Source organism: Anaerotruncus sp. G3(2012) (genome assembly GCF_000403395.2).
In the GTDB taxonomy this organism is placed as follows: domain Bacteria; phylum Bacillota; class Clostridia; order Oscillospirales; family Ruminococcaceae; genus Anaerotruncus.
Map to the genome: position 1 here is coordinate 72,704 of NZ_KE159680.1, position 12,481 is coordinate 85,184.

Annotated in this window: 19 protein-coding genes, 1 pseudogene and 1 other annotated feature; of the genes and pseudogenes, 18 read left to right on the top strand and 2 right to left on the bottom strand. The window is 55.6% G+C overall.

The window, feature by feature from the left end; genetic code table 11:
* Window positions 1-621: 621 nt before the first annotated feature.
* The 3 genes from C814_RS21495 (at window position 622) to C814_RS21505 (ending at window position 3,040) form a co-directional block, all read left to right on the top strand.
* A complete protein-coding gene (locus tag C814_RS21495; protein WP_016317566.1) occupies window positions 622-1,698 on the top strand; it encodes a DUF4349 domain-containing protein in 1,077 nt (358 codons plus the stop codon).
* 274 nt (window positions 1,699-1,972) lie between these two features.
* Window positions 1,973-2,413: a hypothetical protein gene (locus C814_RS21500; RefSeq protein WP_016317567.1), complete on the top strand. Its 441-nt coding sequence runs from the start codon at window positions 1,973-1,975 to the stop codon at window positions 2,411-2,413.
* Window positions 2,414-2,452: 39 nt separating this feature from the next.
* Window positions 2,453-3,040, top strand: a complete 588-nt coding sequence (locus C814_RS21505) for a hypothetical protein (protein WP_016317568.1) — start codon at window positions 2,453-2,455, stop codon at window positions 3,038-3,040.
* Window positions 3,041-3,132: 92 nt separating this feature from the next.
* On the opposite strand, the gene rplL is transcribed toward C814_RS21505, so the two are convergent.
* Entirely contained in the window at window positions 3,133-3,510 is a 378-nt protein-coding gene (gene rplL / locus C814_RS21510) for a 50S ribosomal protein L7/L12 (RefSeq protein ID WP_016317569.1), read from the bottom strand.
* Window positions 3,511-3,556: 46 nt separating this feature from the next.
* A complete protein-coding gene (gene rplJ, locus C814_RS21515; RefSeq protein WP_016317570.1) occupies window positions 3,557-4,075 on the bottom strand; it encodes a 50S ribosomal protein L10 in 519 nt (172 codons plus the stop codon).
* A 28-nt stretch (window positions 4,076-4,103) separates the two neighbouring features.
* Window positions 4,104-4,262: a sequence feature (ribosomal protein L10 leader region), on the bottom strand.
* Between the two features lie 646 nt (window positions 4,263-4,908).
* Between rplJ and C814_RS24745 the strand changes: the two are divergent.
* The 15 genes and pseudogenes from C814_RS24745 to rplE form a co-directional block, all read left to right on the top strand.
* Window positions 4,909-5,448 (top strand): annotated as a pseudogene (locus C814_RS24745) (D-alanyl-D-alanine carboxypeptidase family protein); the annotation flags it as partial.
* A 551-nt stretch (window positions 5,449-5,999) separates the two neighbouring features.
* A complete protein-coding gene (gene rpsJ, locus C814_RS21520; protein ID WP_016317572.1) occupies window positions 6,000-6,311 on the top strand; it encodes a 30S ribosomal protein S10 in 312 nt (103 codons plus the stop codon).
* A 90-nt stretch (window positions 6,312-6,401) separates the two neighbouring features.
* On the top strand, window positions 6,402-7,034 hold the full coding sequence (rplC, locus tag C814_RS21525) for a 50S ribosomal protein L3 (RefSeq protein WP_016317573.1): 633 nt from the start codon (window positions 6,402-6,404) through the stop codon (window positions 7,032-7,034).
* Window positions 7,035-7,052: 18 nt separating this feature from the next.
* Complete coding sequence (gene rplD, locus C814_RS21530) at window positions 7,053-7,676, top strand: 50S ribosomal protein L4 (protein WP_016317574.1); 624 nt, start codon at window positions 7,053-7,055, stop codon at window positions 7,674-7,676.
* Window positions 7,676-7,972, top strand: coding sequence for a 50S ribosomal protein L23 (gene rplW / locus C814_RS21535; RefSeq protein WP_016317575.1), 297 nt, complete (start codon window positions 7,676-7,678; stop codon window positions 7,970-7,972). The genes rplD and rplW overlap by 1 nt, the downstream gene beginning before the upstream one ends.
* 69 nt (window positions 7,973-8,041) lie before the next feature.
* Window positions 8,042-8,875, top strand: a complete 834-nt coding sequence (gene rplB, locus C814_RS21540) for a 50S ribosomal protein L2 (protein WP_016317576.1) — start codon at window positions 8,042-8,044, stop codon at window positions 8,873-8,875.
* A 28-nt stretch (window positions 8,876-8,903) separates the two neighbouring features.
* Window positions 8,904-9,179, top strand: coding sequence for a 30S ribosomal protein S19 (gene rpsS / locus C814_RS21545; protein ID WP_016317577.1), 276 nt, complete (start codon window positions 8,904-8,906; stop codon window positions 9,177-9,179).
* Window positions 9,180-9,205: 26 nt separating this feature from the next.
* Window positions 9,206-9,541 (top strand): 50S ribosomal protein L22, encoded by a 336-nt coding sequence (gene rplV, locus C814_RS21550; protein ID WP_016317578.1) that lies wholly within the window; start codon window positions 9,206-9,208, stop codon window positions 9,539-9,541.
* A 20-nt stretch (window positions 9,542-9,561) separates the two neighbouring features.
* Window positions 9,562-10,251, top strand: coding sequence for a 30S ribosomal protein S3 (gene rpsC / locus C814_RS21555; RefSeq protein ID WP_016317579.1), 690 nt, complete (start codon window positions 9,562-9,564; stop codon window positions 10,249-10,251).
* Window positions 10,251-10,685: a 50S ribosomal protein L16 gene (rplP, locus tag C814_RS21560; protein WP_016317580.1), complete on the top strand. Its 435-nt coding sequence runs from the start codon at window positions 10,251-10,253 to the stop codon at window positions 10,683-10,685. Before rpsC ends, rplP begins: the two co-directional genes overlap by 1 nt.
* A complete protein-coding gene (rpmC, locus tag C814_RS21565) occupies window positions 10,682-10,882 on the top strand; it encodes a 50S ribosomal protein L29 (RefSeq protein WP_016317581.1) in 201 nt (66 codons plus the stop codon). The genes rplP and rpmC overlap by 4 nt, the downstream gene beginning before the upstream one ends.
* A gap of 23 nt (window positions 10,883-10,905) precedes the next feature.
* The gene (gene rpsQ, locus C814_RS21570; RefSeq protein WP_016317582.1) at window positions 10,906-11,163 is read left to right on the top strand and encodes a 30S ribosomal protein S17; all 258 of its coding nucleotides are present in this window, start codon (window positions 10,906-10,908) and stop codon (window positions 11,161-11,163) included.
* Window positions 11,164-11,207: 44 nt separating this feature from the next.
* Complete coding sequence (rplN, locus tag C814_RS21575) at window positions 11,208-11,576, top strand: 50S ribosomal protein L14 (RefSeq protein WP_016317583.1); 369 nt, start codon at window positions 11,208-11,210, stop codon at window positions 11,574-11,576.
* Window positions 11,577-11,590: 14 nt separating this feature from the next.
* Window positions 11,591-11,914 carry a 50S ribosomal protein L24 gene (rplX, locus tag C814_RS21580; RefSeq protein WP_031219995.1) on the top strand — a complete coding sequence of 108 codons (324 nt, stop codon included), beginning with the start codon at window positions 11,591-11,593 and terminating at the stop codon, window positions 11,912-11,914.
* A gap of 16 nt (window positions 11,915-11,930) precedes the next feature.
* Window positions 11,931-12,470 carry a 50S ribosomal protein L5 gene (gene rplE, locus C814_RS21585; RefSeq protein ID WP_016317585.1) on the top strand — a complete coding sequence of 180 codons (540 nt, stop codon included), beginning with the start codon at window positions 11,931-11,933 and terminating at the stop codon, window positions 12,468-12,470.
* Window positions 12,471-12,481 lie beyond the last annotated feature (11 nt).

Here is a 12,481-nt window from a genome sequence, read left to right on the forward strand (position 1 = left end):
CCCCACCCCGGCAGACTAGGAGCGCTTTTTTACCCGATCCTTGTTTAAAAGTTTCGTCCACCTTTTCAAAGGTGGCGGGGTCGAGGGGCAGCGCCCCCGCCGCCGCGCGCACGCGGCGGAACGCTTTCTCCTGTGAAGCGCATTTTTCGGGTGAATTGCCGCGAAGCGGCAAGAGGGGGCTTTTTGCAAGTGAAAAAGCCCCCTTGCATATAAGAACCCGTATTCACAACCATTTGATATCGTCTGAGCGGGTCTTTTGCCGGCCTGCCGCGTTGAAAAATCTTGCAATACACAAAGAGTATCGTCTGCGTTTTTTCGCCTCGCAGGGCAGCAAAATCCCTCGCCCATCCGGCATCCCCTGATTATGAATACAGGTTCTAAATACGAAACAGGTTCTAAGCACCTGTAATCATATCCATACAGGGGCGCCGCGGCATATGCCGCGGCGCCCCTGTGGGCTGTCTTGCAGTTTTTTTCGTCAGGGTGCAACAATTCCCCGTTTTTCCCGCACTTTATCATTAGAAAGCTTTCAAAAGGCACCCAACCGATTCTTTGGAAGTTCGCGGCGGTTTTGCCGGTCAAACAGAAAGCCCATACAGGATGAAACGGAGGTATCGCTCTATGAAACGGAATGCTTTTACACTGCTTGCCGCAGCGACCGCGGCTGTACTGCTTTTGAGCGCCTGTGGAGGCGGCAGCCCGGGAGCTGTCATGAGCAACATGAAGGAAGGTTACGCAGTGTCTTCTTCGGCCGCCGCTATGCCAGCAGATACCCCCTCTGCTGTTGCACAGTCCGGCGGCGGTTTTTACAAACGAGAGCAAGCTGCGCAGGAGACCGCGATATCGGTTGCTATGGGGGATATGGGGGAGATGGAGGATGGACCAGTTCCCGTCCCCAACGAAACCGCTCCGCTCGAGAGCCGCAAGATCATCAAGCACAGCAACCTTTCGCTCGAGACGCTCGAGTTCGACCAGTCATTGCAGCAGATTTCCGCTCTTATTGAGGAAAAGGGAGGCTACATAGAAAGCCAGAGCATCGATAGCTACGGAAACTCCTACCATCGCAGTGGGGAATATGTGCAGGAGCGCTCTGCTTCGATTCAGGCGCGCATCCCTTCCGAAAAGCTCGACCAGACGATCAGCGAGGTTGGGGGCATCTGCAACCTGCTTTCGAAGAGTGAGTCGATGGAGGACATCAGCGACCAGTATTTTGATTCGGAAGCCCGCCTTTCTACCCTCCGGCTCCAGGAGGAGCGCCTTCTGGAGATCCTCAGCAAGGCCGATAAGCTCGAGGATGTCATCACGCTGGAACAGGCGCTTTCCAATGTCCGCTATGAGATCGAGCGGCTGACCGCCTCCCTCAAGCGGATGGACAATCAGGTTACCTATTCGTACCTGAACCTCGATCTGCGCGAGGTGGTCAAGTATAATGAGACCGTTTCGGCCCCCAGGACATTCGGTGAAAAGCTCGCCGCATCCTTCCGCCGGGGCGGGCAGAACCTGGTCGATTCCACCCAGGGCGTGATCCTCTTTGCCGCCGAGTGTGGGCCGATGCTGCTCCTTTGGGCGGCGGTCTGCGGGCTGATCGTATTGATTGCGGTGAGAACTGCGCGGCGTTCCGGGAAGCGCCGCGCCGGAAAAACGGCACCCCCGCCCCTTTATCCCTCCAAGCCGGAAGAGACAGAGAAGTCTGAATAAAACCAGAGCGGCATGGCCATTACGGGTCATGCCGCTTTTGACTTTTGCTTGGTTTACCCGGACGGAGGACCGGCAGAAATTTTCTGCCGGCCAGAACCGAAACAGAACTGGAAAAACAGAGAGGAACGTGCTATAATCAGGGAGTCATGGGCCGATTGCGAGGGGCCTTCCCCGCAAAAAGAAACAGTCTTTTTTACCGCACAAAGAGCGGTGACGGAAAATCGGGGGACAGATTGACGTGAAAAGTCCAGATAGGAAAGGGGCTGAACGACAGATGGAAGGACAAAAACGCGCCGGCCGGAAACTGGCCGAAGCCCGCGCTGATAAGGGAAAGATTCTGCTGCGGGTTTCGCTGAGGATTCTGCTGGCTGGGGTCGTCATACTTGCCGGAATCAGGGGGAATCCGCCAAACAGTGGCCCGGTCAGTTTTCTGTCGGGGCTGCTGGCTGGCCTGATCGTTCTGGGGGCTGCGGCATGGGTCTTTTTCCCGCTCCTCCATTGCAGGGATTTCCTGGATTTTTATGAGGATGGAATCGTATTCTGTGGGAGGTCGTGGGGGCTGGAAGACTTAGGGGAAATCTCTTTTATGGAGGTGAAGTCCAGCTATTCACTGTTTGCGCGGGTCTATATGTGCACAGAAGTGCGGGATTTCAACGTTACCTACATAAAAGACGGGAAAGGGAATTTTAACAATGCGTATTGCAACGCTATTTAAAAACAGATTGTATTAACAAGAAAAAGGGGAGAACTGCTTATGACACAGTATATCATTATTGGAGGGATTGCACTGGTCGTCCTTTTTGCGGCCGTGTATATCAAGATGACGATTGATGAAAAAAAGGGCGCCAACAGCGAGGAAAAGCAGAAGATTCAGGAGATTGTAAAAAAGGTGGTGCCGAACGGGGCGTCCTATACAGCGGCTTACGGCACCCGGGAGGAACTCACGCTCGGCGGCGGGGGCCGGACGGTGACAACCACCACCAGCTACTGGTATTATGCGGTTGCGTTCAAGCCGGGGGACCTGTATCTGGTGCCGCTGTCCTTTGATGGCGGGGATATGAGCTACAGTGAACCCATCCACCTGGGAAAGGACGACCTCGGCATGGTGGAAGCGAAAAATGGCTATGTGACGCTGTATGACAAAGACCGGAAACAACTGATGACCCTGTTTGTGGTAGCCAGCAACACCAAGGATGACAAATACCACCCGGTAAATATCCAGCAAAAGGAAGAGGCGGAGTCGTTCCAGCAGTATGCGCAGGCGCTTATGCAGGAGGTCAATGCCGCCAACGGGATAACCGATATCAAAGCGGCCAAAAAGGAAGCGAAGAAAAACAACTGAATACGTGTTCCGGGCAAAAAGAAGAAGATTGCACAGACAGCCTGCCGTGTGCAATCTTCTTTTGTTTCCGGATTGGTTGAAATCGAAGAACCTTATTTAATCTCGACAGTAGCGCCGGCATCCTCGAGTTTCTTTTTGATCTCGTCCGCATCCGCCTGCGAAATGCCCTCTTTGATCGGCTTCGGAGCGTTGTCGACCAGCTCTTTTGCCTCTTTCAGGCCCAGACCGGTGATCTCTTTGACCAGCTTGATAACGCCCATCTTGGAGCCGCCCGCACTGGCAAGGATTACGTCAAACTCGGTTTTTGCATCGGCAGCAGCAGCGCCATCCGCAACCGGGCCAGCCATCATAACCGGAGCCGCAGCCGAAACGCCGAACTCTTCCTCGATCGCCTTGACAAGCTCGTTCAGCTCGAGGACGGTGAGGGTTTTCACTTCTTCTACAAACTTCAGGATTTTCTCAGAAGCCATGATTGTTACCTCCTAAATTTCAAATCTTCAACTTGTGTAATGCCGCTTATTCCGCAGCGGGGGCCTCTCCGCCGTTTTTCTCGGCGATCGCGTTGAGCGCCACAGCCAGGCCTCTCAGGTTGCCCTGCAGCGCGCTGCACAGCATCGAAAGGAGAGCTTCGCGGCTGGGCAGGCTGCCCAGTTCGTCGACTTTCGCCGCATCAATGACGCCACCGTCAACAAAACCAGCTTTGACCGTGAATTTGCCCTTGCTGTCTTTTGCGTATTTGGTCAGGACCTTTGCAGCTGCGACCGGGTCGCTGTCGCTGAGGGCGATTGCGGTGGTTCCCTCGAGAACCGAATCCAGTCCCTCATAGCCAGCCTCTTTCACAGCAAAACGGAGCATCGAGTTCTTGACGACCGCATAATGGACACCCGCTTCACGCAACTCTTTACGGAGCTTGGTGTCATCTGCCACATTGATGCCTTTGTAGTCTACGACAACACCGGCGGCTGCAGCTTTGATCTTATCGGTCAGGTCAGCAACCATCTGCTTCTTCTGCTCTAAAATCTTTGCGCTTGGCAATTTGTTCACCTCCAAGTCAATTTGCATCTATCAAAACGAAAAAGCCCTCTCCGCCCATCACCGCGGAAAGAGCATTTATCTATTACAAAAAAACTGCAACAGCCAAAACGCATCTCCTCGGCAGGCGGGAAATAACCCTTTACGTCTTTGCGACACCTGCTGTCTTTGGACAGCTTTCACAGTATAGCATATCTTTTCCGGCGCGTCAAGGCGTCCGGCGGGATTTTTTGTGGTGATGGCCAGGAATCTGAAACGGTATCCCCAGCCTCGGAAAATCTTCCTGCAATCTCTTTTGCGCTCTTGTACAACAGAAATCTGTATTGTATAATTGTATCATTAAGAACCCGTATTCACAACCATTCGCCACCGTCTGAGCGGGTCTTTTGCCGGGCTGCCGCGTTGAAAAACCTTGCAATACACAAAGTATTGTCTGCGTTTTTTCGCCTTGCAGGACAGCAAAATCCCTCGCCCATCCGGCATCCCCTGATTATGAATACAGGTTCTAAGAGAATCTTTCCGAATATCCGGGAAGTGTTGAAAGACAATCGAAAAGGAGTGTTTCGATGAAAGGAATGAGGGTCCCGAACGGCCATCTTTGCCGCATCCAAGGGAGGCGGCAGGCACGTTTTGCGCGGAGAGGGGTGCTGGCGGCGCTCTCACTGCTTGCTGTTTGTGCGTCTGTTGCCCTGTCACCCGGCTTGCCCGGCGAAAAAGCGCCTGTCCCGAGCGCCCCTCAGCCAGCGCCAACGAACCTGCCCGTTTTGACAACCCCGCAGGTGCAGGGCAGCGCATCAGCTGGCTCCTTGGTACGTGAGATCCGGATAGAAAAGAAGGATGCTGACTGGAATCTGGTACTGGTGAATCATCAAAATGCGATCCCCGCAGACTACGGGATCACCCTGATCGAACTGCCAGGCGGAGAAAAAGTGGATAAGCGCATCTATACCCCTTTGATGGCGATGCTGGAGGCCGCAAGGGAAAGCAATTTGGACCAGCTCCCAATCATAGCGTCCGGCTACCGCACGCAGGAAACACAGCAGCGCCTTTATGAGGATAAGATTGCCCAGTATCAGAGTCAGGGATATTCCCCAGGCAATGCCAAACAGATGGCGGAGCAGTGGGTCGCTGTTCCGGGGTATAGCGAGCATCAGGTTGGACTGGCAGTGGACATCAACGGCGCTATCTACGACCTCTATTTCTGGCTTCAGGAGAACAGCTATCGCTACGGCTTTATCTTCCGCTACCCTGGGAACAAAACCGACATCACGGGTGTGGCGGAGGAGGTCTGGCATTACCGCTATGTGGGTGTGGAAGCGGCCACGGAGATGTACGAGAAGGGCCTGTGCCTGGAGGAATATCTGGCGGAAAAGCAGGAGGCGAAGGATGGGAGCCGTCTGCGTGTCCGGCGGATGCCTTCCGGAGCGCGCAGCGTCCTGCCAGCGGCATAAAAAGGCCCGTTCCGCCTGGCCGGCAGGGGCTTTGAAAAAGGGGCGGCAGCCTCTGGGAATAATCAAGGGGGGATCAGGGCAGAATACTGCACAAAATCCCCCGCCAAAATGAGCCAAATTTTTTTGTAGGTTTTTACGAAAAAAGTTGAAAAAATGCTTGCAATCGTAAAAATGGTATGGTATTATAATCAGGCATGACTGCACAAGATATGCGATGATGCGGGAGGTGGCCGCCCGATGAGGCGGGAAATTTCCGCGGAGTATGTCCGATTTTAAACCGGGCGACTTTAATACTGAACAATTCCTGCCTGATCCCAGGGGGATCGGTGCGCGGCGGACAGTATCTAAAGTCCGGCGGAACCACGAGGATGGTTTCCCGGATTTTTTGTATGCCGAAGCGCGGAACACCCGGAACGGTGTGCAGGGGGCATCAGTCCTAAAGCGCCTCAAGCAGAACTTTAAGGAGGCGATGTTTCGTGGCAGTCAAGGAAAAAATCAGAATCAGGCTCAAAGGGTATGATCATCAGCTGGTCGATACCGCGGCGGAAAAGATCGTGGAGACCGCAAAGCGCACCGGCGCGCGGGTTTCCGGCCCGATCCCGCTGCCGACCGAAAAGGAGATCGTTACCATTCTCCGGGCGGTCCATAAATATAAGGACAGCCGTGAGCAGTTCGAAATGAGGACCCATAAGCGCCTCATCGACATCCTCAGGCCCTCCAACAAAACCGTTGAGGCCCTGACCGGACTTGAGCTGCCTGCCGGCGTAGAGATTGAGATCAAGCTCTAATAAAGAGGCAGGAAAACCCCGACGACGGCAAGCCGCCGTCAGGTCATGTCGGCAGCAGCCGACCAATAACCGCAGGAGGTAAAGAAAGGTATGCAAAAGTGCATCGTAGGCAAAAAGATTGGCATGACCCAGCTTTTTGACGAGAACGGCAAAGTGATCCCCGTAACAGTCGTTGAGGCAGGCCCGTGTGTTGTTGTCCAGAAGAAGACAACCGAAAACGACGGCTATGAAGCTGTGCAGATCGGTTTCGGCGACATCAGCGACAAGGCTGTCAACAAACCCCGCAAGGGCCACTTCGCCAAAGCCGGCGTGGCAAACAAGCGCGAGCTGCGCGAGTTCCGCCTGGCAGACTGCTCGGTCCTGAGCGTGGGCGACATCATCAAAGCGGACACCTTCGCAGTGGGCGACGCGATCGACGTTGTGGGCATCTCGAAAGGTAAAGGCTACGCCGGTACCATCAAACGCTACAACTTCGGACGCTTGAAAGAGACCCACGGCAGCGGCCCGGTCGCACGTCACCAGGGTTCGCTGGGCGCCTGCTCCGATCCGTCCCGCGTTATGAAGGGCAAGAAGCTCCCGGGCCACCTGGGTGCAGAGCGGGTCACCGTTCAGAATCTGGAAATCGTCAAGATTGACGCCGAAAACAATCTGATCGCGATCAAAGGTGCGATCCCCGGCCCCAAGGGCGGAGTCGTCAGCATCTGTGACAGCGTTAAGGCGTAAGGGAAGGAGGATACACAAATGCCAAAGGTTAATGTATACGATATGGCCGGCAAGGTCGTTTCGGAAATGGAACTCTCCGAGGCTGTGTTCGGTATCGAGCCCAACCCTGTGGTGGTTCACCAGGTTGTTGTGAACTACCTCGCCAACCAGCGTCAGGGCACCCAGTCGACCCTGACCCGGACCGAGGTCTCCGGCGGCGGCAGAAAGCCGTGGAGACAGAAGGGCACCGGCCATGCGAGACAAGGTTCGATCCGCGCTCCCCAGTGGAGAAAGGGCGGCATCGCGCTCGGCCCCAAGCCCCGCGACTACAGCTATTCCCTGAACAAGAAGGTCCGCCGCCTGGCGATCAAATCGGTCTTTTCGGATAAGGTCGCGACCAGTGACCTGATCGTCGTCGACAACATCTCGGTCGACAGCTACAAGACCAAAGTGATCGTTGAGATGCTCAAGGCGCTCGGCGTTGAGAAAAAAGCGCTGATCGTCATGCCTGAGCATAACGACAAGCTCATCAAGAGCGCGGCGAACATCCCGGGCGTCAAGACCGCCCTGGTCAACACCATCAATGTCTATGACATCGTGAACTGCGACAAGTTCATCGTTGCGAAAGACGCCATCGCCAAAATTGAGGAGGTGTACGCATAATGAAAGCGCCGCAGGATATCATCCTCCGCCCGGTCATCACCGAGGCTTCGATGGAGAATGTGCAGTCCAGAAAGTACACCTTTAAGGTTGCGAAAGACGCAAACAAAATCGAGATCGCCCAAGCGGTTGAGGGATTGTTCCCGGGCGTGAAGGTTGCCAGGGTCAACACGGTCTCCTGCCGCGGCAAGTTCAAAAGAATGGGCCGCACCGCAGGCTATACCGCTTCGTCCAAGAAGGCGATCGTCACGCTGACCGAAGGCTCCAAGACCATCGAGTTCTTCGACAGCATGATTTAATGGCTCCCGTCTGAGCCGCGTATGGGGTACTCATAGCCCCGCCAACACAATAATGAGGAGTGAAACCGCATGGCTATCAAAAGCTATAAGCCGACAACCCCGTCGCGCAGGCAGATGACCTGCACCGACTACAGCGGGCTGTCGAAGGTTGCACCGGAAAAGAGCCTGCTCGAAACCCTGAAAAAGCACTCCGGCCGCAACAACCTGGGCCGCATCACCGTCCGCCACCGCGGCGGCGGGAACCGCCGCAAATACCGCGTGATCGACTTCAAGCGGGACAAGGCGGATATGAAGGCAACCGTCCTGACCCTCGAGTACGACCCCAACCGCACCGCGCACATCGCGCTTGTGCAGTATGAGGACGGCGAGAAACGCTATATCATTGCCCCCAACGGCCTGAAGGTCGGGGATACCGTCGTCTCGGGCAAACAGGCGGACATCAAGCCGGGCAACGCGCTGCCGATGGCAAGCATCCCGACCGGTACCTTCATCCACAACATCGAGCTTTACCCCGGCAAAGGCGCGCAGCTGGCGCGTTCGGCTGGCGTTATGGCACAGCTGATGGCGAAGGAGAACGGTATGGCGCTGGTGCGGCTGCCTTCCGGCGAGCTGCGCAACATCCCCGAAATCTGCATCGCGACGATCGGCCAGGTCGGCAATGTCGATTCTGAGAACGTCAACTACGGTAAAGCGGGCCGCCGCCGCCACATGGGCTGGAGGCCGACTGTACGCGGCTCGGTCATGAACCCCTGCGACCATCCTCACGGTGGTGGTGAGGGCAAGAGCCCGGTCGGACGTCCGGGGCCTGTTACCCCGTGGGGCAAACCTGCGCTGGGCTACAAGACTCGTGCAAAACACAACCGTTCTGACAAGTTCATTGTCAAACGCCGCAACGCGAAATAAAGCGGGCTGAAAGGAGGCAGATGCATCAATGGGAAGAAGCATTAAAAAAGGACCTTTCGTGCAGCCCGTTCTGCTTGAGAGAGTTCAGAAGATGAACGAGAGCGGCGAGAAAAAGCAGGTTCTCAAGACCTGGAGCCGTTCCTCGACGATTTTCCCCGATTTTGTCGGGCATACCTTTGCGGTCCATGACGGACGCAAGCACGTGCCGGTCTATGTGACCGAGGACATGGTTGGGCACAAGCTCGGCGAGTTTGCTCCCACCCGGACCTATCGCGGCCATGCCGGCGCGAAAAAGACCAAATAAACGTGGCCGAAAGGAGGACATCAGCAATGGAAGCAAAAGCTTCGTTGAGACATGCTCGTATCGCGCCCCGTAAGGTGCAGATCGTGCTGGATCTTATTCGAAACAAGCCCGCCGATCAGGCGATGGCAATTCTCAGGCACACTCCCAAGGCCGCCTGCGAGCCGCTGGAGAAGCTGCTGAAATCGGCCGTGGCAAACGCGGAGAACAACTTCGATATGGACAGGGAAAACCTCTATGTCTCGGAGTGCTACGTAGTTCCCGGCCCCACAATGAAACGTATCCGCCCCCGCGCGCAGGGACGTGCGTTCCAGGTGCTCAAGAGAACTTCACATGTTTTCATCACCGTCGCAGAACGGGAATAAGCCGAAGGAGGAGGTAAATCATGGGACAAAAAGTAAATCCACACGGTCTGCGTGTCGGAGTCATTAAGGATTGGGATTCCCGCTGGTTTGCTAAGGACGCTGCTTTCGGCGATATCCTTGTCGAGGATTACAAGCTGCGCAAGTTCTTAAAGAAAACCCTGTATGACGCAGGAGTCCCCAGAATTGAAATCGAGCGGGATGCCACGAAGGTGCGCATCCATGTCCACTGCGCCCGCCCCGGCATCGTTATCGGCAAGGGCGGCGCCGAGATCGAGCGTGTGCGCAAGCTCTGCGATCAGATGATCAACAAGGGCAAGGCCGCTGCCGACCGCAAACAGGTCTTCATCAACGTGGTGGAGGTTAAGAGCCCGGATAAGAACGCACAGCTGGTCGCCGAGTCGATCGCCGCGCAGCTCGAGGGGCGCGTTTCCTTCCGCCGCGCGATGAAGCAGGCGATCGGCCGCGCCATGAAGTTTGGCGCACGCGGCATCAAGATTGCGGTTTCCGGGCGCCTGGGCGGCGCGGACATCGCGAGAAGCGAGCACTACCACGAGGGTACCATCCCCCTGCAGACCATCCGCGCGGACATCGACTACGGCTTCGCGGAGGCCGACACCACCTACGGCAAGACCGGCGTCAAGGTCTGGATCTACACCGGGGAGGTACTTGGGGGCAGCAAAGGTTCCCGCAAGGAAGGAGGCAATAAATAATGCTTCTGCCGAAGAGAGTAAAGTACCGCAGGGTACAGAGAGGCCGCCTGAAAGGCAAGGCCACAAGAGGCAACACCATCACCTACGGTGATTACGGCCTCCAGGCGCTCGAGCCGGCCTGGATCACCTCCAACCAGATCGAGGCTGCCCGTATCGCCATGACCCGTTATATCAAGCGCGGTGGTCAGGTATGGATCAAGATTTTCCCGGATAAGCCGATCACCGAAAAGCCGGCTGAAACCCGAATGGGTTCCGGTAAGGGCAGCCCGGAGTACTGGGTCGCCGTTGTGAAGCCCGGCCGTGTCATGTTTGAGATCGGCGGCGTTTCCGAGGAGCTGGCGCGCGAGGCGATGCGTCTTGCGATGCACAAGCTGCCGGTGAAGTGCAAATTCATCACCAAAGAGACTGAAGAAAAGGGGAGTGAAGCGGAATGAAGGCAAGCGAGATGAAAGACATGACCGCGGCTGAGCTGACCGAGAAGCTGTCTGACCTCAAAGCCGAGCTTTTCAACCTTCGCTTCCAGCATGCGATCAACCAGCTCGAAAATCCGGTCCGTCTGAGCGCGGTGAAAAAGGACATCGCCCGCGTCAAGACCCTGCTCCGGCAGAACGAGCTTAAGAGCGCGCAGTAAGCGGAAGGGAGGACGAAAGGTATATGAGCGAGAGAAACCTCAGAAAGACCCGTGTCGGCATGGTCGTCAGCGACAAGATGGACAAAACCGTTGTCGTGGCCATTCAGGACAATGTCAAGCACCCCCTTTATAAAAAGATCATCAAGCGCACTGTGAAGTTCAAGGCGCATGACGAGAAGAACGAGTGCGGCATCGGCGACAAGGTTGAGATCATGGAGACCCGCCCCCTGTCCAAAGACAAACGGTGGAGAGTGACCCAGATCATCGCAAAAGCGAAATAAACATTTTTTGGATAGATTATTCCGACTGAAAGGAGGAACGCACTGTGATTCAGATGCAGACCTATCTCAAGGTAGCCGACAACACCGGCGCAAAAGAGCTGATGTGCATCCGCGTGCTCGGCGGTTCCCGCAGAAGATACGCGAATATCGGCGATGTGATCGTCGCTTCGGTCAAGAAAGCCGCTCCCGGTGGCCAGGTGAAAAAGGGCGACGTTGTCAAAGCAGTTGTCGTTCGTTCCGCAAAGGGTGTTCGCCGCGACGACGGTACCTACATCCGCTTTGACGAGAACGCAGCGGTTATCATCAGAGAAGATAAAAACCCCAGAGGTACCCGTATCTTTGGACCGGTAGCGAGGGAGCTCCGTGAGAAGGAGTACCTCAAGATATTAAGCCTCGCTCCTGAGGTGCTGTAATGGAGGGCTCGAAAGTGAATAAGCTTCACGTCAAAAAGGGCGATACAGTCATCGTTCTGTCCGGCAAGGACAAGGGCAAAAAGGGCAAGGTTCTGGAGGTTTCCCCCAAGGAGCGCAAGGTCATCGTTGAGAATGTCAACATGGTCACCAAGCATGTCAAGCCCCGCAAGATGGGCGACCAGGGCGGCATCGTAAAAGCCGAAGGCGCGATGTATGCCTGCAAGGTGATGCTTGTCTGCCCCAAATGCGGCAAGCCGACCCGGATTGCCCACAAGATTTTGAACGACGGCACAAAACAACGCCTGTGCAAAAACACCGGATGCGGTGAAACTTTTTAAGTGAGGAGGAGAGATCATGGCAAGAATGAAGGACCAGTACAGGAACGAATACGCCCCTGCACTGATGAAGAAATTTGGATACACCTCTGTCATGCAGATCCCCAAGCTTGATAAGGTTGTCATCAATGTGGGCTGTGGCGAGGCGCGCGACAACCCGAAGATTATCGACGCAATCATGGGGGACCTTTCCAAGATCACCGGCCAGAAGCCGATTGTCTGCAAGGCGAAAAAATCCGTCGCGAACTTCAAGCTCCGCGAGGGTATGAACATCGGTGCAAAGGTCACCCTGCGCGGTGATACGATGTATGAGTTTGTCGACCGGCTGTTCAATGTGGCGCTGCCCCGCGTGCGCGACTTCCGCGGCATCAACCCCAACGGGTTCGACGGGCGCGGCAACTACAACATGGGCCTGCGCGAGCAGCTGATTTTCCCCGAGATCGACTATGACAAGATCGACAAGGTGCGCGGCATGGACATCTGCTTTGTCACCACTGCGAAAACCGATGAAGAGTCCCGCGAGCTGCTCACGCTTCTGGGCGCTCCATTTGCGAAGTAAGGAGGAATTAC